Source organism: Mycobacterium ulcerans subsp. shinshuense, from assembly GCF_002355775.1.
GTDB lineage: Bacteria > Actinomycetota > Actinomycetes > Mycobacteriales > Mycobacteriaceae > Mycobacterium > Mycobacterium marinum.
In genome coordinates this window covers 2,889,543-2,909,233 of record NZ_AP017624.1, presented here as the reverse complement: position 1 = coordinate 2,909,233, position 19,691 = coordinate 2,889,543, and the positions used below count along the sequence as shown (strand labels likewise).

Annotated in this window: 18 protein-coding genes and 1 pseudogene; 11 read left to right on the top strand and 8 right to left on the bottom strand. The window is 63.8% G+C overall.

The genetic code is table 11. From position 1 onward, the window contains the following. The first annotated feature begins 67 nt into the window (after positions 1–67). Genes SHTP_RS13025 through SHTP_RS13010 form a run of 4 tightly spaced genes read left to right on the top strand, consistent with a single transcriptional unit; the run spans position 68 to position 2,959 of the window. Positions 68–1,003, top strand: coding sequence for a hydrogen peroxide-inducible genes activator (locus tag SHTP_RS13025; protein WP_172900546.1), 936 nt, complete (start codon positions 68–70; stop codon positions 1,001–1,003). Between the two features lie 34 nt (positions 1,004–1,037). After that, entirely contained in the window at positions 1,038–1,751 is a 714-nt protein-coding gene (locus SHTP_RS13020; protein ID WP_096370814.1) for an EthD domain-containing protein, read from the top strand. After that, positions 1,748–2,191, top strand: a complete 444-nt coding sequence (locus tag SHTP_RS13015; RefSeq protein WP_011740861.1) for a TIGR03618 family F420-dependent PPOX class oxidoreductase — start codon at positions 1,748–1,750, stop codon at positions 2,189–2,191. Before SHTP_RS13020 ends, SHTP_RS13015 begins: the two co-directional genes overlap by 4 nt. A gap of 9 nt (positions 2,192–2,200) precedes the next feature. After that, entirely contained in the window at positions 2,201–2,959 is a 759-nt protein-coding gene (locus SHTP_RS13010; protein ID WP_096370813.1) for an enoyl-CoA hydratase/isomerase family protein, read from the top strand. Positions 2,960–2,989: 30 nt separating this feature from the next. On the opposite strand, the gene SHTP_RS13005 is transcribed toward SHTP_RS13010, so the two are convergent. Further along, positions 2,990–3,166, bottom strand: a complete 177-nt coding sequence (locus SHTP_RS13005; RefSeq protein ID WP_012394467.1) for a (2Fe-2S)-binding protein — start codon at positions 3,164–3,166, stop codon at positions 2,990–2,992. 307 nt (positions 3,167–3,473) lie between these two features. On the opposite strand from SHTP_RS13005, the gene bfr reads away from it, so the two are divergent. The 6 genes from bfr (at position 3,474) to SHTP_RS12975 (ending at position 10,196) form a co-directional block, all read left to right on the top strand. Next, entirely contained in the window at positions 3,474–3,956 is a 483-nt protein-coding gene (gene bfr / locus SHTP_RS13000) for a bacterioferritin (protein WP_096372455.1), read from the top strand. A 440-nt stretch (positions 3,957–4,396) separates the two neighbouring features. Beyond that, entirely contained in the window at positions 4,397–4,891 is a 495-nt protein-coding gene (locus tag SHTP_RS12995) for a carboxymuconolactone decarboxylase family protein (RefSeq protein ID WP_096370812.1), read from the top strand. A gap of 48 nt (positions 4,892–4,939) precedes the next feature. Continuing rightward, positions 4,940–6,292, top strand: a complete 1,353-nt coding sequence (locus SHTP_RS12990) for a type I glutamate--ammonia ligase (protein ID WP_096370811.1) — start codon at positions 4,940–4,942, stop codon at positions 6,290–6,292. A gap of 3 nt (positions 6,293–6,295) precedes the next feature. Beyond that, the gene (locus SHTP_RS12985) at positions 6,296–7,450 is read left to right on the top strand and encodes an amidohydrolase family protein (protein ID WP_096370810.1); all 1,155 of its coding nucleotides are present in this window, start codon (positions 6,296–6,298) and stop codon (positions 7,448–7,450) included. After that, positions 7,447–8,853: an amidase gene (locus SHTP_RS12980; protein ID WP_096370809.1), complete on the top strand. Its 1,407-nt coding sequence runs from the start codon at positions 7,447–7,449 to the stop codon at positions 8,851–8,853. The genes SHTP_RS12985 and SHTP_RS12980 overlap by 4 nt, the downstream gene beginning before the upstream one ends. Positions 8,854–9,476: 623 nt before the next feature. After that, positions 9,477–10,196 (top strand): condensation domain-containing protein, encoded by a 720-nt coding sequence (locus tag SHTP_RS12975; RefSeq protein WP_096370808.1) that lies wholly within the window; start codon positions 9,477–9,479, stop codon positions 10,194–10,196. Here the strand turns inward: SHTP_RS12975 and SHTP_RS12970 are convergent, their stop codons facing one another. Beyond that, positions 10,197–11,399: an ISAs1-like element IS2404/ISMul1 family transposase gene (locus SHTP_RS12970; RefSeq protein WP_420811867.1), complete on the bottom strand. Its 1,203-nt coding sequence runs from the start codon at positions 11,397–11,399 to the stop codon at positions 10,197–10,199. Positions 11,400–11,541: 142 nt separating this feature from the next. Between SHTP_RS12970 and SHTP_RS12965 the strand changes: the two are divergent. After that, positions 11,542–15,366, top strand: a pseudogene (locus SHTP_RS12965) (amino acid adenylation domain-containing protein); the annotation flags it as partial. 23 nt (positions 15,367–15,389) lie between these two features. On the opposite strand, the gene SHTP_RS12960 reads toward SHTP_RS12965, so the two are convergent. From SHTP_RS12960 to SHTP_RS12935, 6 genes are all read right to left on the bottom strand, one after another. Further along, the gene (locus SHTP_RS12960; protein ID WP_096372454.1) at positions 15,390–15,833 is read right to left on the bottom strand and encodes a nuclear transport factor 2 family protein; all 444 of its coding nucleotides are present in this window, start codon (positions 15,831–15,833) and stop codon (positions 15,390–15,392) included. Between the two features lie 118 nt (positions 15,834–15,951). Beyond that, the gene (locus tag SHTP_RS12955) at positions 15,952–17,268 is read right to left on the bottom strand and encodes a cytochrome P450 (RefSeq protein ID WP_096372453.1); all 1,317 of its coding nucleotides are present in this window, start codon (positions 17,266–17,268) and stop codon (positions 15,952–15,954) included. Between the two features lie 110 nt (positions 17,269–17,378). Then, positions 17,379–17,801, bottom strand: a complete 423-nt coding sequence (locus SHTP_RS12950) for a lipoprotein LpqH (RefSeq protein WP_096370807.1) — start codon at positions 17,799–17,801, stop codon at positions 17,379–17,381. Between the two features lie 41 nt (positions 17,802–17,842). Continuing rightward, positions 17,843–18,676, bottom strand: coding sequence for an SDR family oxidoreductase (locus tag SHTP_RS12945; protein ID WP_096370806.1), 834 nt, complete (start codon positions 18,674–18,676; stop codon positions 17,843–17,845). Positions 18,677–18,690: 14 nt separating this feature from the next. Then, positions 18,691–19,149 carry an SRPBCC family protein gene (locus SHTP_RS12940; RefSeq protein ID WP_015355538.1) on the bottom strand — a complete coding sequence of 153 codons (459 nt, stop codon included), beginning with the start codon at positions 19,147–19,149 and terminating at the stop codon, positions 18,691–18,693. Positions 19,150–19,204: 55 nt separating this feature from the next. Beyond that, positions 19,205–19,618 (bottom strand): transglycosylase family protein, encoded by a 414-nt coding sequence (locus SHTP_RS12935; protein WP_012394479.1) that lies wholly within the window; start codon positions 19,616–19,618, stop codon positions 19,205–19,207. Between the last annotated feature and the right edge of the window lie 73 nt (positions 19,619–19,691).

The window sequence follows — 19,691 nt, the reverse complement described above, 5'->3', positions numbered from 1 at the left end:
AGCCCACCCCATGTTGCCTGCAGAAGATTGTTAGGTAAAGGTGATGCTTGCCACTATATTGATCGGTATGACCGATAAGAGCTATCAGCCCACCTTGGCCGGGTTGCGCGCGTTCGTCGCGGTAGCGGAAAAGCAGCATTTCGGCAGCGCGGCAAATGCTCTCGGCGTCAGTCAGTCGACGTTGTCGCAGGCGTTGGCGGCACTGGAGGCCGGACTCGACCTTCACCTCGTCGAACGATCGACCAGGCGGGTTTTCTTGACGACCGAGGGCAGATCGCTGCTACCTCACGCCCAGGCCGCGGTGGAAGCCGTGGAAGCCTTCACCACAGCCGCTGCGGGAGAGGCGGATCCGCTCAACGGCAGCATCCGGTTCGGCATCATCCCCACCGTTGCTCCGTATGTGCTGCCCACGGTGCTAGCCGGGCTGACCCGGCGTCTGCCCACCCTGACGGTACGAGTGATTGAAGACCAGACCGAGCGTCTGCTGACCGCCCTGCGCGAAGGTTCACTCGATACGGCCCTGATCGCGCTGCCCGCCGACTATGGCGGTCTCACGGAAATACCGATCTATGAAGAGGATTTCGTGCTGGCGCTACCGCCTGGGCATCCGATGGCGGACCGGCACGGAGTCCCTGTCGCGGCACTGTCCGAGCTGCCGCTGCTGTTGCTCGATGAGGGGCACTGCCTGCGCGACCAGGCTCTGGATGTCTGCCAGAACGCCGGCGTCCGGGCTGAGCTTGCCGATACCCGGGCAGATTCGCTGGCGACCGCCGTCCAATGCGTAAACGGCGGCCTGGGCGTAACACTGATCCCACAGAGCGCGGTGTCCGTCGAGGCTGCGCGTAGCCGCGTCGGCCTCGCGCACTTTGCCGCGCCCACTCCGGGGCGACGCATCGGTCTGGTCTACCGCGCGTCCAGCGGTCGCGACGAGGCCTATCGGCAGCTTGCGGCAATCATGGGCGAATCGATCAGCAACGAACAGCAGGTGCGCCTGGTCAACTGAGCCTGCGGGGGTAGGTTCGGCCTATGGAGGACCTATGGAGAAGATAATCGCCGTCCTCATGCACACGGACCCCAGCGAGCAGTGGTGCGCTCGCCAACGCGGTCCCGTTGCCGAGTCGTTGTTGGCGCTGGGCCTGCCCGGACTGTCGGTCAATGTCCGCGACGGCGCGGTATGCGAGTCGCTGATGACTCTGACCACACTGGACCCACCGGTCGCCGCGGTAGTGAGCGTGTGGACCCAGCAGTGCTACGGCGACCAGGTAGCCGAAGCGCTGCGATTGCTCGGTGCCGAATGCCAATCGCTGGGTGCCTACCTGGTGACCGAGTCGGTGGCACTGGTCGCGCCGAGAGTCCAACCCGGCAGTCGCACACCTGGATTAGCCAACATCGCGTTGCTGCGTCGGCCCGCCGCGCTAGATGAACCAACCTGGCTGGCCCGCTGGCAGCATGACCACACGCCGGTGGCGATTGAGACCCAGTCGACCTTTGGCTACACGCAGAACTGGGTGGTACGGACCCTCACCCCAGGGGCACCAGAGGTCGCGGCCATCGTCGAAGAACTGTTCCCGATGGCGGCAATCACCGATCTGAAGGCATTCTTCGGCGCCAGCGATGACGGCGACCTGCAGCACCGGCTCGGCAGGATGGTGGCCAGCACGGCCGCATTCGGCGCCAACGAGAATATCGACACCGTTCCCACCAGCCGCTATGTGTTCAAGACACCGTTTACATGCGAGGAGCGTCAATGACAACACTCAACGACGCAGTCGGCCTGGCGACCGCGGATCGCGGCCTCGCCGTTGTCTCCACCGTTCGCGCTGACGGCACCGTTCAGGCTTCGTTGGTCAATGTCGGCCTGCTGATGCACCCCGACCACGGCAGACCGGCCCTGGGCTTTGCCACCTACGGCAAGGTCAAACTCGCCAACCTGCGGGCTCGACCTCAATTGGCCGTCACATTTCGCAACGGATGGCGGTGGGCGACGGTGGAGGGCGGCGCGGAGCTGGCCGGTCCGGACGACTCCCAGCCATGGCTGGCCGACCGCGAACAGCTGCGACTGCTGCTTCGCGATGTCTTCATTTCGGCCGGTGGCACCCACGACAACTGGGACGAATACGACCGGGTGATGGCCGAGGAACGACGAACCGTGGTGCTCATCGAGCCGACCCGCATTTACGGCAACGGCTAGGCTGCAGCCGTGACGCTGCAGATCGATGATGACAACCGCGTACGCACGCTCACGCTGAACCGTCCCGAGGCGCTCAACGCATTTAACGAAGCCCTCTACGACGCGACCGCCCAGGCCCTCTTGGACGCGGCCGACGATCCGCAGGTTGCCGTGGTCTTGCTGACCGGCTCGGGTCGCGGCTTCAGCGCTGGCACCGATCTTGCCGAAATGCAGGCTCGCATCAACGATCCAAATTTCTCCGAGGGGAAATTTGGCTTCCGCGGTCTCATCGAAGCACTCGCCGGGTTCCCAAAGCCCCTGATTTGCGCCGTCAACGGGCTTGGCGTCGGGATCGGCGCCACCATTCTGGGCTATGCCGATCTGGCTTTCATGTCCTCGACAGCGCGCCTGAAGTGCCCCTTCACCAGCCTCGGCGTGGCTCCCGAAGCGGCCTCGTCCTATCTTCTGCCGCAACTGGTGGGCCGCCAGAACGCGGCTTGGTTGCTGATGTCCTCGGAATGGATTGACGCCGAAGAGGCACTGCGGATGGGCCTGGTCTGGCGAATCTGCAGTCCTGAGGAACTGCTACCAGAGGCGCGTCGTCATGCCGAAATACTTGCTGCCAAGCCGATTTCCAGCTTGATGGCGGTCAAGCACACGGTGGTCGAACCCAACCGTGCCCAGATCGCGGCGGCCAGCGCACGAGAGAACGCGCACTTCGCGGAGCTGATGGGCGCTCAAGCCAACGCCGCTGCCCTTGCCGATTTCACCGATCGCCGGCGACCGTAAACCGACGAAAAACCCGCTATCGGGGCACGCTCAGACTGCCGCGGGTTGGGCTGCGGCCGCGATAATGGCCCGCAGCGTGCGGCGGCAACGCCCGCAGTCGCTGCCGGCACCGCATGCGGCGGCGATCTCCTTGGAGGTTGCCGCACCGCGGGCGACGGCATCACAGACGGTCTGATTGGTGGCGCCGACGCAAAGGCACACGTACATCAGCAAACCCCCATCAGATGCTCGCTCACGCCACCGAATGACGTGTCTTCACAAACTGCCGGACGAACGCACCGCATATTAGTGGAGTCTAACCTAACTAGGTTAGTTGAGTCTAACCTAAGAGTCCTGGAGCTCAAGGCAGACGACGCGCCGATCGCGTCCAAAAAATCCGCTGCTAGCCTCGCCTGCTGAACTAGATTTGAGTTTGGCACCCGAAAGGCACAGCCAGAACACAGCATGGTGACGCTCCAGCCCAGCTCACCTGCTGCGGTAAGACATGACAGCCTGCTACCCCCTAGGAGTGATCATGCAAGGTGATCTCGATGTTTTGCGCCTGCTCAATGAGCAATTGACCAACGAGCTCACCGCTATCAACCAGTACTTCTTGCACTCGAAGATGCAGGAGAACTGGGGGGGGTTTACCGAGTTGGCGGCCCACACCCGCGACGAGTCCTTCGACGAGATGCGCCACGCCGAGGCGATCACCGATCGAATCTTGTTGCTGGACGGATTGCCCAACTACCAGCGCATCGGCTCCTTGCGAGTCGGCCAAACGCTGCGCGAGCAGTTCGAGGCCGATCTCGCGATTGAATACGAAGTGGTGAACCGGCTCAAGCCCGGAATCATCATGTGCCGCGAAAAGCAGGACAGCACCAGCGCGGTGCTTTTCGAGAGCATCGTGGCCGACGAGGAAAAGCACATCGACTACCTGGAGACCCAGCTGGAGCTGATGAACAAGCTCGGCGAGGAGCTGTACTCCGCACAGTGCGTCTCGCGCCCGCCGAGTTGATCCCGGCCGTGGGTCCGTCCCCAGGCGCAGCGCGGGGCTAGTCGAACATCCATCCGATGACATGCCCGTGCGGCTGGCTGACCTCTCGGCCAGCTTGACCGCCTCGTCTGCCGGAACCGGGTCGCGGCGATGCGCCTGTTCATCGCCCCGTACCGGTGCGCCCGGCCACCGCCCGACGTGAATGCGAAAGCCCTTTGGCCGAGGCGATTTCGTCGCAGCCGCAGTCGGGCGCTGCCGCGCCGGGATACTGCGCGCACCGCCGATGGCATCCCGGTGGGTAATACGTCTGAACGGGGAGGCACCGGCGTACGTGGGGCTTGTCGAGTTCTGGATCAGCGCGTTTAGGCAACCGCTGCGCCATCGACGGCCATCTCGAAAGACGGGACCCTGAGCCCGGAACGCACTGACCAAACCGGCCAGCGCGGGCGTAGCATCGCGCCATGAGCCGCATCGGAACATTCGCCGACGATGACGTCGCCGGCTGGATTCAGAAATCACCCGAGCTCGGTGGTGCGCTTGCTGCCTTCAGCCGCTCCGTGTACACCAGCAACCGATTGCCACTGCGAACTCGGGAACTCGCGCGTGCTGTGATTGCCAACAACAACGAATGCGTCGTATGCGCCAATACCCGCGATGCCGACGGCCCGGCGGCCGGAGTCGACGAGGAACTCTATGATTATGTCGCCGAATGGCGTACCTGGCCCGGCTACAGCGAACAGGAGCGGCTGGCAGCCGAATTCGCTTACCGGTTTGCCACCGAGCACACGGTATTGCGCGATGACGAAGACTTCTGGCGCCGCGCCACCGAACACTTCTCCGAAGACCTGCTTGCCGACCTGGCCTTGTCGTGTGCGCTGTGGGTGGGCATGGGGCGGGTCCTACGCACCTTGGACATCGGCCAAGCGTGCATGCTCACCCTGCCCAGCCGCGCCTAGCCGCGCGTCCACGCGGTCCGGGCGGCAAGGCGCTGCACAATGACTGCCATGACAGCAACACCGCTTGCCGCCGCGGCGATCGCTCAGCTGGAGGCCGAGGGCGTCGACACGGTCATCGGCACCGTGATCAACCCCGCCGGCCTCGCGCTGGCCAAGACCGTGCCGGTGCGCCGGACCAACACATTCGCCTATCCCGGCCTCGGTGCCAGTCCGACGTGGCACGGCTTCGCCGTGGACCAAAGCGGTATCGCGTTCAGTGATGAAGTGGGCGTCATCGGCGACCAACGCCTGCGTATCGACCTGTCCGCCCTACGGGCAATAGGAGACGGATTAGCGTGGGCGCCTGCCGCTTTCTTCGAGCAAGATGGCGCCCCCGTTGCCGCGTGCACCCGCGGCACGCTCGCACGGATCGAGGCCGCGCTCGAGGAAGCGGGCATCGAGGCGATGGTGGGCCACGAAATCGAATTCCTCGTGGTCAACCCGGACGGTACTCAGCGGCCGTCGACAACGTGGGCGCAGTACGGTCTTGCCGGGGTGCTCGAGTATGAGCATTTCGTGCGGGACGTCAACGCTTCGGCAACCGCCGCCGGCGTCGGGATCGAGCAGTTTCACCCGGAGTATTACGCCAACCAATTCGAAATCTCCCTAACACCGCATTCCCCGGTCACCGCCGCCGACCAGCTGGTGTTGGCGCGGATCATCATCGGCCGCGCCGCCCGTCGGCACGGACTACGCGTCAGCCTGTCCCCAACACCCTTTGCCGACAATGTTGGTTGCGGCGCGCACCAGCACTTTTCGTTAAGCACCGCCGAGGACCCGATGTTCTCAGAGGGCGCCGGCGCGGCCGGGATGACAACGGCGGGCGAAAGCGCGGTCGCCGGTGTACTGCGCGGTCTGCCGGAGGCCCAGGGGATTCTGTGCGGATCGATCGTCTCCGGCTTACGCATGCGCCCCGGTAACTGGGCTGGCGCCTATGCCTGCTGGGGTACCGAAAACCGGGAGGCGGCAGTTCGATTCGTCAAGCACGTCCCCGGCGCCGCCTATGGCGGCAACGTTGAAGTGAAAATCGTTGACCCCTCTGCCAACCCGTACCTTGCATCGGCCGCGATTCTTGGGCTGGCACTCGACGGCATCCAGCGGAAAGTCAGCCTTCCGCAGGAGACGGTGATTGACCCGGCAAAACTCTCCAATGCCGATCGCGACCGCGCCGGCATCTTGCGGCTGCCCAACGATCCGCGCGAGGTTATTACCGCGCTGGACAATTCGCAGACGATGCGGCGCGTGCTCGGGGATGCCTCAATCGACGCCGTCGTTGCGGTCCGCAAACTGATGCAGGAACGCTACACCGACCTGAACCCCGAACAGCTGGCCAACAAGTTCCGCATGGCCTGGAGCCTGTGACAAGTGACGGAGTCCGCTACTTCGGAGCTGGCCCGACATATCCGCGATGTGGCGTTGATTGATCAACATGTGCACGGCTGCTGGTTGACCGCGGGGGAGAGATCGCGGTTCGAAAACGCCCTCAACGAGGCGAACACACAACCGCTTGCCGACTTTGACTCGGCGTTCGACTCGCAGCTGGGGTTTGCGCTGCGCAAGCACTGTGGCCCCATCCTGGGCCTGCCTGAACACGTTGACCCGAAAACATATTGGGAACATCGCAGCCAGCTCGGGGAAACCGAACTGGCTGAGCGGTTCTTGGCGGCCGCCGGGGTAACCGACTGGCTGGTAGATACCGGCATCGACAGCGATGTAGCTGGTCCGGCGGGGTTGAGTGCGCTGTCAGGGGGCCGTGCTCACGAGGTGGTCCGACTCGAGCAGGTGGCCGAACAGGCCGCGCAGGCGCCGGGCGACTATGCCTTGGCATTCCAGGAACTCCTACACCAACGTATGGCAACGGCCATCGGCACCAAGTCAATCCTGGCGTACCGGGGCGGATTCGACGGCGACTTGACCGAGCCCTCACCGGCCCAGGTTGCCCAAGCCGCAAAGCGGTGGCGGGACTGCGGTGGAACCCGGTTGAGTGACCGCGTTCTGTTGCGATTCGGGCTCCATCAGGCGCTGCGACTGGGAAAGCCGCTACAGCTGCACATCGGCTTCGGCGACCGGGACTGCGACCTACACAAGACCAATCCGCTGTATCTGCTTGATTTCCTGCGCCAGTCCGGCGAAACCCCGATTGTGCTGCTGCATTGCTATCCTTACGAACGCGAAGCCGGATATCTTGCACAGGCTTTCAACAACGTCTTCGTCGATGGCGGCCTGACCGTCAACTACCTTGGGGCGCGAGCGCCGGAATTCATCGGCCGGCTATTGGAATTGGCGCCCTTGCAAAAAATCGTGTATTCCTCGGACGGTTTCGGCCCCGCAGAGCTCCACTACCTGGGAGCGGCTTTGTGGCGCAGAGGCATTCACCGCGTTCTACACGGCTTCGTACAAAGCGGCGACTGGGCCGAAGCCGACGCGATCCGCGTCGTCGACCTCATTGGGCACGACAATGCAGCCCGCATATACCAATTGGAGCAGAAGGGCGATCAATCGATGAGCAAGAATTCATGACCGAGTTGTGCCACCTGGGCGCCCACGAGTTGGTCGCCCTGATGAGCGCCGGCTCGGTATCGTGCCGAGAAGTCATCCAGCAGCATCTGGTTCGGATTCGGTCCGTCAATCCCGCGCTCAACGCGCTGGTTGAGGCCGAAGATCCGGAGCGCTGCTTGCGGCAAGCCGACCACGCCGACGAGTGCGTCGCGCGAGGCGCCCCGCTGGGCGCGGCGCACGGTCTGCCGGTGGTGATCAAGGACGTCATGCAAGTGGCCGGGCTGGCGTGCTCCGGTGGCAGTCCAGGCTTGCGCGCCGTGGCGGACACCGACGCTACCGTGGTGTCGCGGCTGCGGGCCCAAGGGGCGATCGTGTTGGGGATGACCAACGTCCCGGAGATGAGCCGCGGCGGGGAGTCGAACAACAACCTGTATGGGCGGACCAACAATCCCTACGACCTCACCAGGACTCCCGGCGGCAGCAGCGGAGGTTCGGCCGCGCTCGTCGCCGCCGGCGGGGCCGCGTTGAGCATGGGGTCCGACGGCGGTGGCAGCATCCGGCAGCCATGCCACAACACCGGCATAGCCGGCCTGAAGCCCACGCACGGCCGGATCCCACGCACCGGGAGCGTATTCGGCGATGCTCTAGGAGTTTTCAGCCCGTTCGTGTGCTACGGGCCGCTGGCCCGATCGGTTAGAGATCTGTTTCTGGGCCTGTCGATCATGAATGGCCCAGATCTCGCGGACCCGTATACGGCGCCGGCTCCGCTGGGCAGCCCGGACGATGTGGAACTGGGCACTCTGCGAGTGGCCGCCTATCTCGATGACGGCATTTCGCCACCCTCCGAAGAGGTTACGGCGGTCGTCACGGCGGCGGTCGAAGCGTTACGGGAGGTGGTCGCCGTCATCGATCACGCCGTGCCGCCCTGCCTGAATCGCACCACAGACCTGTTGTGGACGTCGATCTTCCTAGGTGGTGACCGGGGCCGGGGATTTGAAGAGGACCTGGGGGCCATCGGCACCACGGCGCCGTCCGAAGAGCCGGCCGAGTTCACGGCGCAGGCCCGCCAAGTGGACTTCTCGCTCACCGAAGCCCGACGCCGCCTGGTCGATATCGACCACTACCGCATCCAGATGCTGGCATTTATGGCCGACTACGACGTAATCGTCGGCCCGGCCATGCCCACCCCGGCCAAGCCGCACCACCACGGCCTGGTCGAGATCAGCGATTTTTCGCATTTGATGGTGCATAACCTCACCGGATGGCCCGCTGCGGTGGTCCGGTGCGGAACATCGCCAGGTGGCTTGCCCATCGGCGTTCAAATCGCGGCCCGGCCATGGCACGACGGCACGGCGCTGGCGGTAGCGAGCCACCTCGAGGCGATATTCGGCGGATGGCAAGCCCCAGGGCTGGTGGTGACCTGACGGTCGCCTAGTTCACCACACGATAGTGATTGGCGACGCGACCGAGAGTCTTAGTCGGTGATGCCCTCGACGTGGAAAGCAGGAGCGCTGTGAGCAACCTCAACCTCGCAGAACAGAATTTCGTGCGCCATTCGACTGGCCTCCTCTGGTGGATACAGACGAATCGCCGGATGCGCTCGCCAACTTTGCTGCAGAGCTTTCCGGTTTTTGGGTAGCACAACATCCCCCGAACGGGTGTCAATTGCACCGGAATGCTCGCCCCCTGTACGGGGGGAAGTCGTGTCCCCAGATCGGGGGACACGACCAGCGGCGCGACTACGGCCGCGCCGTTCCGGCGCCAAAACGACATCGCCCCCTGCAAATCCCGCGCGCCAGCGGATACTGATGAAGTGGTTGCGCGTGTAAACTTCTACCACGGCGTATTGACGACTTCAGTGCACAGCCAGTGTTGTATCCGAAATGTGCAGCAAACTCGGACATTGGTTGCGATGACCTAGGTGAAAAATGGCACCACGCTCCGTCACCACCGTGGCGACTTGCCGAAAGACTAGGCGGCCCGTTTCGGTCTGTGCCGGTGACCTCGGGAATCGCCACCGCGCGCTTCGGGTCCGTACCGGCACCTGATGTCTGCCCCCACCGACCCGCACGGCGCAGTGCCGGCAAATGGGAACTTCCTCGCACTCACGCGCGGGCAGCTCGACATATGGCTCTCCCAAGAGCGCAACGGCTCGGGAATATCCTGGCAAACAAGCTTTTTCGCAGTGATCAGCGGCCCGGTCGATCCGGTCCTCATCGAGCGTGCCGTCCGGCGGGCGGTGGCCGAATTCGAGCCGTTGCGGGTCGCAATATTCGAGGTCGACGCACAGGTCTGCCAGAAACCGCGGGACTATCCGGCCGTTACTGTCCCGCTCGTTGACGTGAGCGGCTCGCGACATCCGGTTCGGGAAGCGCACCAACTGGCCGCGTCGATGCAGCGCCAGTCCATGGCATGGGCGGGGCCGTTGTTCCGATTTGCGTTATTCCGGACGAGTCCAAACCAATTCTTCTTGTTTTTCTGTCTACATCACATCGTGGTCGACGGATTTAGTTCCGTGCTGTTCGTCAGTCGAATCGCCGTTATCTACTCGGCGCTCGCCTCTGCCACGCCAGTCCCGGCAGCATCCTTTGGTTCGCTGCACGATCTGGTCGGCGCCGAACTGGAGTACGAGGTGTCCTGCAAGTATCGAGAAGACCTGCAGTTTTGGCGGGAGAATCTGCCCCGGACCGCCCAGCGCTCCAATACCAGTCCGCGGAGACCGGGAATAAGAACGATCGCTACGGCGCCAGGGCTCCGGCGTTGTTGATTAGCAGGCTTGTGAGCTGGGGAATTGTGGATTGAGGAGGTCTAGGCGGCGGTTGGCGGTCAAAGCGGTGATCCGGCAGGCTTCGGCGATGTTGTCGGCGCCGTTGAGGCGGTGCAGATTGATCGCGGTGTTGCGTAGCGTTGCTAGGACCTGTGCGCCGTTTCCGGTATGTGCCCTTTGACGGTCTTCGTCGAAGGTGACGTCGCGTATCCAGTGCAGGCTGTTCTCGATTCCCCAGTGTTGACGCATCCAGGTCATGATCGCGGTAGGGCGGGCGTGCTCGAACGGCAGGCTGCAGATGGCATAGACCACCTCCACGCTGCGCTGGTCGGTGGCGGTGATCAAGCGTTCACGAGTGATCCGGATGATTTGTTTTGCGTAGGGGAAGCCGATTCCTCGTGCAGCGGTGATGATTTGCAGGGTGCGGGTCTCGACACGGCCGTGGCCGCGGGAGTCGTCGGTAGCGGCTGCGGGCACCTCGGCCCAGGGCAGCGCGGTGATACGCGCAAGTATTTTGGCTTGGTTGGACTTGACGATCATCAGGTAGTGCGACTTCAAGGTGGCGCAGATCAACTTCGCGGTGACGACCTGGGTATGCATCGCATCCACGGTGACCAGCCACCGCAAGCTACCCGGCAGCAGCGTGAGCAGGGCACGTACGCAGGGAATTTCATTGCTTTTCTCGGCGACAGCGAGTTGACCGAGCACCAATCGGGCACGGTGGGCGAACACCGACACGAGATGCGTGGCTGTCGCTTTGGCGCGTAAAGCACCACGCAGCATCTTGCCGTCCAACGCGATCGGCACCAATCCACTGGGGTCGCTGCTGGCCACGTGTGCAGTGAAGTAACTGCCCATCCTGGCGTTGAGGTCGGCGGGGTCTAGCCGAGACAAAACAGCGCGGAAGGTCTTCTCACTGGGCCGCCGGAACCGGACCCCTAATTGGGCCAACACATCATCGGGAGCGGTGGCCGCCCATGTGGCAAAACCAGCATAGCCGCGCATCCCCGCGGCAGTGGCCAGAACCGCGATCGCCAACAAAGCCATCAGCGAATACCTCCGACCGCGTGGGTCCCTCGGGTCTGGCACCGAGGCCAACACATCGAGAAACTCCGATCCGATGAGCTCGCTGCGCTCACCAGGACTCCAGCGGTCGAACACCTCTGGAACCGACGACACAGGCAATACTGAAACGGTAGGCACGGGCAACTCCAGACCAACGACGAACAGTAACCAACTCGATCGTTCTCCAGATAGCCCGTGCCTACACTCCGGCCCCAATAGCGCGGCACCAAAGATCATCAACCCAGCTCACAAGCCTGCTAATCAACAACGCCGGAGCCCTGGCTACGGCGCGTCGGCGCCGGTGGTGCTGGATGCCGCCGCCGCGCAGAGCATTGATGTTCTGGCCACAGTGTTAGGCGTCAGGCGATCCTCGATCATCACCGCAGCGTGTGGGCTACTGGTACACGGTTGGGATGGTGGCGGTCCGGAGGTGGTACTGGATTTTGCGGTGAGCCGGCGCGGCACCGACAAGTTGAAGACGATTCCGGGGATGGTTGCCGGGGTGGTTCCGCTGGCGTTGCCGACATCACCCACTTCCTCAGTTGCTGAGCTGTGTACGCAGGCGGATTCGCGGGTCCGCGATGTCCTACGACATCAACGGTTTCCGGCACACACGTTGTGCGGGCCCCTCAGCGGAATCGCGCTGAACCTGCTCCCGCCGACGGCGATCCCACATTTCGGTGATGCGCCGGCCTCGCTGGTGCATACCAATTTTGGCCGCGGCAACCGATTTGGAATCTTCGTCATGATTGAGGGGCAGCGGCTGCTTTTGAGCACGGCAGATGCTGGCGCGCCATCATCAGATTTCGAGGGCCCAGCCTTGGCGCAACGACTGACTGGGCTCTTGATGGTGTTGGCCGCGGATCCGGCGCGGCGGTTGTCATCAATCGACCTGCTCGATCAGCTCGAGCGCCGCCGGATCCATACGTGGGGTAACCACGCCGCGCTGACCTGCCCCGCTGCTCCTACCCAGTCGATTCCGGAGCTGTTCGCCGCCCACGTCGCCCAGAGACCGGACGCTGTCGCTGTGACAGCCGCGGACGTCGTGCTGAGCTACCGCCGACTCGACGCCGCCAGCAACCGGCTCGCGTCCTTGTTGGCCTCTCACGAGATAGGCCGTGGCGACGTCGTAGCGTTGCTGCTTCCACGCAGCGGACGAGCCATCATCGCGATCCTGGCAGTGCTGAAGGTGGGAGCGGCCTACCTGCCCATCGACCCGGACCACCCCCGCGCCCGCGTTGCCTTCCTGCTCGACGACACCAAGCCGGTGGCTGTCCTGACCATCCGCGACTTGACCGGCGGTCTGGACGGCCACGCCCTGGCGGTCATCGACGTCGACGATCCCGCCGTTGCCGCCCGACCCAGTACGGGGCTGCCCGCGCCAGCCGCCGACGACGTCGCATACGTGCTGTATACATCCGGCACCACCGGCGTGCCCAAAGGCGTGGCGATCACCCATCACAACATTGCCCAACTCGTGGCCGCACCCACCCCACTGAACGCCCAGAACAGTCTGGCCGTAACCCATTGCCACTCCTACGCATTCGACTTCTCGGTGTGGGAAATCTGGAGCGCGTTACTGCACGGCGGGAGATTTGTCGTGGTAGGCGAAGACGTAACTCGTTCCCCCACCGATTTCCACGACTTGCTGCTGGAACAGCGAGTCAACGCGCTGACCCAAACCCCCTCGGCGGTTGCCGCATTGTCAACCGATGCTCTGGAAGCCACGACACTCGTGGTCGGCGGTGAACCCTGCACCGCCGAGGTGGTGGATCGTTGGGCGCCCGGGCGAGTGATGGTGAATGCCTACGGCCCAACCGAATCCACTGTCTACGTCAGCATCAGCGCACCGCTGGTTGCCGGTTCCGGGACCGCTCCCATCGGCCTACCACTGCCGGGTACTGCTCTATTTGTATTGGACTCGTGGTTGCGCCAGCTGCCCCCCGGGGTGGTGGGGGAGCTGTATGTGGCGGGAAGCCAAGTTGGGCTTGGATATTGGCACCGCTCCGGGTTGACGGCATCGCGTTTTGTGGCCTGCCCGTTCGGGGGAACCGCGGGCAGCCGTATGTACCGGACCGGCGATCTGGCCTGCTGGGGTGCTGACGGTCAACTGCACTACAAGGGTCGGGTGGACGACCAAGTCAAGATTCGCGGCTATCGCGTCGAACCCGCCGAAATCACCACAGCGCTAATGCGGTCGCCCAGCGTGAACAGTGCGGTCGTCATCGTCCGCGAAGACCGCCCTGGCGACAAGCGTCTGGTGGGCTACATCACCGGCCAAGCCGACCCCGAAGCTGTTCGTGCCGGTCTCAAAGACCAACTGCCCCACTACATGGTTCCGGCGGCCATCATGTCGCTCGAGCGGTTGCCGTTGACGGTCAACGGGAAACTTGACGTTGCCGCGCTGCCCATTCCGAACTACATCACCGGTTACCGAGCCCCGACCACGCCGGTGGAGGAAATCGTGGCCGGAATTTTTGCGCGGGTCCTCGGGCTGGAACGGGTCGGCGCCGACCAGTCGTTCTTCGATTTGGGCGGCGACTCGTTGCTGGCGATGCGCGTGGTCGCGGCGGTCAACACCGCTTTGGCCGCAGACCTGTCCGTGCGGGTGTTGTTCGATGCACCCAGCGTCGCCGAGCTGGTGCCGCACATCAACAAGGGATCGGCCGCCTCGATACCCCTGGCGCCGGTCCAGCGGCCCGAGCGGGTGCCGCTATCGCCGGCCCAGCACCGGATGTGGAGTGTCGTTCAGCTGCAGGACCCCTCCGCTGTGTTCAACATCCCCTGGGTGCTGCAGTTGCGTGGCATCCTGCACACCGAGGCACTGCGCCAGGCCCTAGTCGATGTTGTTTGTCGTCACGAACCGTTGCGCACCGTTTATCCCGCCGTGGACGGTGAACCGCACCAAGTCGTCTTGGCGCCCGAAGCGGTGGACCTGTGCTGGGAGGTCATTGACGCCACCACCTGGACGCCGGGTCAGCTGCGTGACGTCGTTTCGACCCAAGCCCGCCACAGCTTCGACCTGGCCAGCCGGCTGCCGCTACTGGTCCAGCTCTATCGCCGGGCCGACGATCAATACCTGCTGGTTCTCGTGCTGCACCATATTGCCGCTGACGGCTGGTCACTGGCCCCGCTGGCGGCCGATCTCGACGTGGCCTACCGCAGCCGATGCGACGGGAAGGCCCCCGGCTGGGAGCCGTTGCCCATCCAATACATCGACTACGCCTTATGGCAACGCGCGTACCTGGGGGACCCGGCGGATCCCGACAGCATGATCGCCGCGGAACTTCGGTACTGGCAGAAGACGCTTGCGGACATGCCCACGCATCTCGAGCTATCACCCGGGCAACCCGATGCCACCTCGTACGACACTCGCGGCGACACGCTGGCCGTGCGCTGGCCGGCGGCATTGCGCCGCCAGATAACCGATCTGGCGTGCGCACAGCACGCCACCAGCTTCATGGTCGTCCAGGCGGGCTTTACCGCGCTGCTCTCACAACTGGCCGCCAGCAACGACATCGTGGTGGCAATAGCGGTCGCCGGTCGCCGTCACCCCTCGCTCGATGAGTTGGTCGGCGTGTTCGTCAACACGGTGCTATTGCGCATTGCGGTGGCCCCCGACCTGGATTTCGCACACCTGCTCGACCAGGTGCGTACCCGCAGTCTGCAAGCACTCGACCATCAAGACATGCCCTATGGCGTTCTGGTAGAACAGATCAACGCCGCCCGCTCGTCACCCGCTGGCCCCTTGGCCCAAGTCATGCTGGCCTGGCAAAACAACAAACCGGCCGAGCTGGCACTGGGCGAGCTGGAAATCACCGAAGCCCCGGTGCACACCGGGGCGGCACGGATGAACTTCTTGTTGTCCCTGACCGAGCAGTTCACCGAGAGCGGTGAGCCCGCCGGGATCAGCGGAGTCGTCGAATACCGCACCGCCATGTTCACTCCTACGGTGATCGAAGCCATTACCCACCGGTTGGAGAGGCTCCTAACGGTGGTGACCGCCAACCCGCGGCGGCAGTTGTCGTCGCTGTCTGACCTCGACCGACTGCCCTGGTCCTATGGCGGCTGTGCTGGTGGTCGGCGCGTTAGACCCCACCGGTAGTCACCGGCGACATCAACCGGTTGCTAGACCAGGCTGCTCGCGTCGAATATCCAGCCCTGAAATGCCGAGCCAAGGTTCTCAAAATGCTGCGGCGGCGCAAAGGCCACCAGGCTGTTGAAGTCCCAATAGTCTTTCCACACGGTGATTTTCCCGTCGACGACTTGATGGACGGTAACGAACCTCAGCAGCCCCTGCTCACCGGTCGCGAACGTCCAGGTCTCGGAGTGCTCATACATGACATCGGAACCGCTGGACAGCAGCAGTCCGTCGTGGTTCTCGTAGCCGGCCAGGGGTTCCAACCCGAGCTTCAGCCGCGTGACGATGTCGTCCGGACCGCGCGCCGACAGCGCGGGAACCGGCATGTCCACATACAGGCAGTCCGGCGACAAAAACGTCTTGACGCCATCCCAGTCCCTCCGAGACAGCGCGTGCCACATCCCACGCACCGTATCGCCAACCGAAATCAAAGAAAGTTCTGCCATAACGGCCAATAACACTTGGTCCCTCTTGGGCTGTCAACCACCACGCTGCGCCGATGCCAATTGGCGCCCTCAACGCGACCGGCGGACACGCCCTCGCGGTCCGCTAGGAGGCGGCCAGCGCGCGGGCCGGTCCGAGCGTGGCCGGCAACGTCGACCAGCCCCGCAACACGCGGGTGTCGCGGCGACTTCCCGCGCCGGCGTCCCGAACGTCGGGGAAGCGCTCGAAGAACGTCCGCAACCCAACCTCTCCCTCGGCCCGGGCCAGAGCCGCACCAAGACAGAAATGACGACCCGTGGAGAATGCGAGATGCCTTCCGGCATTAGCGCGTTCGACGTCGAAACGGTGCGGGTTCGGGAATACCGCCGGGTCGCGGTTGGCTCCGGCCAGATAGGCCACCACCATTTCGCCGCGATTGATTGGCCAGCTCGCTATCTCGACATCGGTGCGGGCCACCCGGGCGGTGAGCTGGACTGGTGAATCCAGCCGCAGGATCTCTTCGACCGCGTTCGGCCATAGTTCCGGACGCTGACGCAGTGTCTCCAGTTGCTCGGGGGCATCCAGCAGCATCCGAATTCCGTTGCCCAACAGGTTGACTGTGGTCTCGAAGCCCGCAACCAACACCAGCCCAGCAATCGCGCGCAGTTCGGATTCATCGAGATATGTCCCAGCATCACCACTTTCAGCGACCCGGATCAATTGACTCATCAGGTCGTCGCCGGGGTTTCGACGCAACTGCTCGAGGTGTGCCGTCAGCCACGAGTTGAATCCCGTTATGCCCTGCTGTATGCGCCGGTACTGCCGGTAGGGGACCCCGATATCCAGGCTAGGCGCTGCCAATTCGCCGTATTCCAGCACTCGGCCGCGGTCTTGTTCTGGAACACCGAGGATTTCGCTGATCACCATGATCGGGAGCTGGGAACAGTACTGGCCCACCACGTCGACAACACCGGGCCGCTGCGCGAGTTGATCCAACAGACTGTTCGCGGTCTGCTCGACCCGATCGCGTAGCGCGGCAACCGCTCGGGAGGTGAAAACCGCCGACACCGTCTTGCGGTATCGGGTGTGATCGGGCGGCTCAACGGCCAACAGCGACGGCGGCCGCAGCGGATGCAGCTGCTCGTCGCGGGTGCGGCGCTCCAGCCAGCGCAGCGGTCCCGGCAGGTTCTCACCGAACGAGATGGTGTGGAAGTCGTCGGAGCGCAGCACATCGTGCGCGAGCTGATAGTCAACGGTGAGGTAGTTGACGCGGGTCCGCACCATACGCCCGTGGCGGCGCAACTCGTCATGGAACGGTCCCGGGTTGGCCGCAACTGCCGGGTCGGCGATCAGCCGAGCCTCCAATTCACCTCGTCGAAGACCGATATTGGCCATGCCCCGGATTACCCCGTGCATCGCGAACCAGTGCAGTTTGTCCTTCACCGCGCCTCCATCGATCGACTTCGCCATTGCGCTTGTGACCAGACTAAGCTCGTCGAGGTCGCCGACGCAGGGCTAATCGAGGCTCGCGCCCCGAGGCAGAGCCCAACGGGTCAGCACTCGGCGACGATCTTGAAGTCGGTTGTCACCACCTTGTTCGGGTTGTTGCTGCCGATGCCGTAGGCGCTGCCGGTGATCGTGTATGTCCCGTGGGAAAAGTCCACCTGAGCCTCTCCCGCCCCGCCTTGCCAATAGCTGCCGTTGAACCCGTCAACATTGCGGATCTTCACCCACTGCGGAATCACTCGCTCGCCGCTGATCAGCACCACCGCCTGGACATGGCCGTCCCGGTCGCCGATGTCGATGGTCCGGTAGGACTGCTCCTGACTGCACGCGGCGGGGCGTGCCGTGTGGGTGGAGCGGTCGATGGTCACGTGCGCGGCTTGGCGGGGCACCGTCATCGCGCTCCCGCACCCGGAGACGGCAGCGACCACGCTCATTGCAAGCCCTGTGACAGTGACCAACCGAATCTGCACGAGCCACCTCCATTGTGGACACCAGCGCTGTGCCCGAGACTCTACTGCTGTCCTGTTCCAAACGTGGGTAGGGATTTGAGAATGCGGCTACGAACGAATTCCGGACTGACGCCCTTGAGCCGATCGATCCAGCGAATGCTTGGCGGCACGTACCAATGCAGCCGCGTCGGGTGCTGGTAGGCGTGCCAGGCCGCCTCGGCGACGCTGGATGCCGGCAGTAGACGAAACATCCCCTTCTTGGGCGCGGCGGCGCGGATCTGCTCGCTGGACAGGGTCGGGGCGGAGGCGTCGGAGTGCTGCCGAGTTGAGGTGAGAATCGCGGTGTCGATCAACCCGGGCAGCACGTCGGCAACTCGCACACCATGGCGCCGCCATTCGGCGCTCAACGCTTCGGTGAGTCCCTTGACGGCGTGCTTGGTTGCCGAATAGACCGCCAGCCGTGGCATGCCGTAGGTGGCCGACGACGACGATGTGGAAAACATCAGACTTCCCGGCGCCTTTCTCAGATAGGGGAGGGCGCCGTACGCCACGGTCAGCACCGCCTTGAAGTTCACGTCGACGACGCGCATCGCGGCGTCGTAGGGTACGTTCTCGAACCATCCGCCTTCGCCGATGCCGGCGTTGTTCCACATCATGCCGAGTCCGCCGTGGCTGGTACCGGCGCAGAAATCGGCCAGGGCGCGATCCAACGCATCCCGGTCGGTCACGTCAACAACGCGGGTCCACAGCCGCTCGGTGCCAAGTTCGGCGCCCAGCGCGTCAAGGCCGGCGCCGTCGCGGTCCACCGCGGCGACCCGCCAGCCTTTGGCGTGAAACAGCTTCGCCCCCTCGCGGCCCATTCCGCTGCCGGCGCCGGTGATGAATACCGATTTCATGGAGCGCCGCCGACCTAGGCCGCCTCGACCACGTCTTTGATCCGGTTCAGCGTCTTGGTCATGTCCCGAATGTTGCGGCGCTTGCGCAGCCAGCCACCGAACATCCAGTAGTACACGGTGCTCAGCGGAGACTCCGCGAGCCGAAATGACTCGGTCACATCGGTCCCGCCCCCCGAGGGTGCCAGGCGATAGTGCCAGTTGTTGACCGGTCTGTCGCCCATCATCACAGCAAACCCGAACTCGCGACTTGGCTCGCAGGCCGTCACCTCGCAAACCGTCCAGTAAACCGGTCCGATCTCGTTACGCCGAACATGCCCCCGGAACCTGGCACCCAGCGCAGGGCCGGTCGCGCCGTCGAGCCATTCGGCCTCGAAGGTTTCCGGCGAGAATCGTCCGGTATTGCGGATGTCGGCGATCAAATCCCAGATCTTGTCCGCCGGGGCTGCCATGTGAACTGTCGCTGAACCCTCCATGACACGATCCAAACACGCTCGCTGTAACACATGGAACCGAACCAGCGATATTCCCCTAACGGGGCGTGAATATCGAGATGATCTGAGTCACCGTCTGCTCGAGCTGACGTACCGGTTTGGGCAACACCACGGGCACCGGCGGCAATCCACCGGCGGACGAACATTTGGGCCAGGCGGCCGGTCCCTGTCCTGCCAGAACCCGGTTGGCGATCGCGATTTGTTGCTGCTTAGAGGCACTTGCGGGGTTTCCCACCCCACCGTATTCCTCCCAGGTGGCTTGCTTGAACTGCAGACCGCCGTAGGCGCCGTTGCCGGTATTGGCCGACCAGTTTCCGCCAGACTCGCACTGCGCGACGGCTTCCCAGTTCATCAGATCGGCCTGTGCGACACCGGTGGACAGTGACATCGACGCAACGACGAATCCACCGGCGAGCGCGGACTTGGTGAGGGGTTTCGCGATGTGTGTCATGTCCGACTTTTCGGCGGACGTAGTCAAAGCGTTACCGATTAGAGAATCTTGTGAGATTGGAAATCTATCGCAC

Coding starts and splice junctions, on each gene's coding strand:
- SHTP_RS13025 (WP_172900546.1), top strand. CDS start 68: ATGACCGATAAGAGCTATCAGCCCACCTTGGCCGGGTTGCGCGCGTTC.
- SHTP_RS13020 (WP_096370814.1), top strand. CDS start 1,038: ATGGAGAAGATAATCGCCGTCCTCATGCACACGGACCCCAGCGAGCAG.
- SHTP_RS13015 (WP_011740861.1), top strand. CDS start 1,748: ATGACAACACTCAACGACGCAGTCGGCCTGGCGACCGCGGATCGCGGC.
- SHTP_RS13005 (WP_012394467.1), bottom strand. CDS start 3,166: ATGTACGTGTGCCTTTGCGTCGGCGCCACCAATCAGACCGTCTGTGAT.
- bfr (WP_096372455.1), top strand. CDS start 3,474: ATGCAAGGTGATCTCGATGTTTTGCGCCTGCTCAATGAGCAATTGACC.
- SHTP_RS12995 (WP_096370812.1), top strand. CDS start 4,397: ATGAGCCGCATCGGAACATTCGCCGACGATGACGTCGCCGGCTGGATT.
- SHTP_RS12990 (WP_096370811.1), top strand. CDS start 4,940: ATGACAGCAACACCGCTTGCCGCCGCGGCGATCGCTCAGCTGGAGGCC.
- SHTP_RS12980 (WP_096370809.1), top strand. CDS start 7,447: ATGACCGAGTTGTGCCACCTGGGCGCCCACGAGTTGGTCGCCCTGATG.
- SHTP_RS12975 (WP_096370808.1), top strand. CDS start 9,477: ATGTCTGCCCCCACCGACCCGCACGGCGCAGTGCCGGCAAATGGGAAC.
- SHTP_RS12945 (WP_096370806.1), bottom strand. CDS start 18,676: ATGAAATCGGTATTCATCACCGGCGCCGGCAGCGGAATGGGCCGCGAG.
- SHTP_RS12940 (WP_015355538.1), bottom strand. CDS start 19,149: ATGGAGGGTTCAGCGACAGTTCACATGGCAGCCCCGGCGGACAAGATC.
- SHTP_RS12935 (WP_012394479.1), bottom strand. CDS start 19,618: ATGACACACATCGCGAAACCCCTCACCAAGTCCGCGCTCGCCGGTGGA.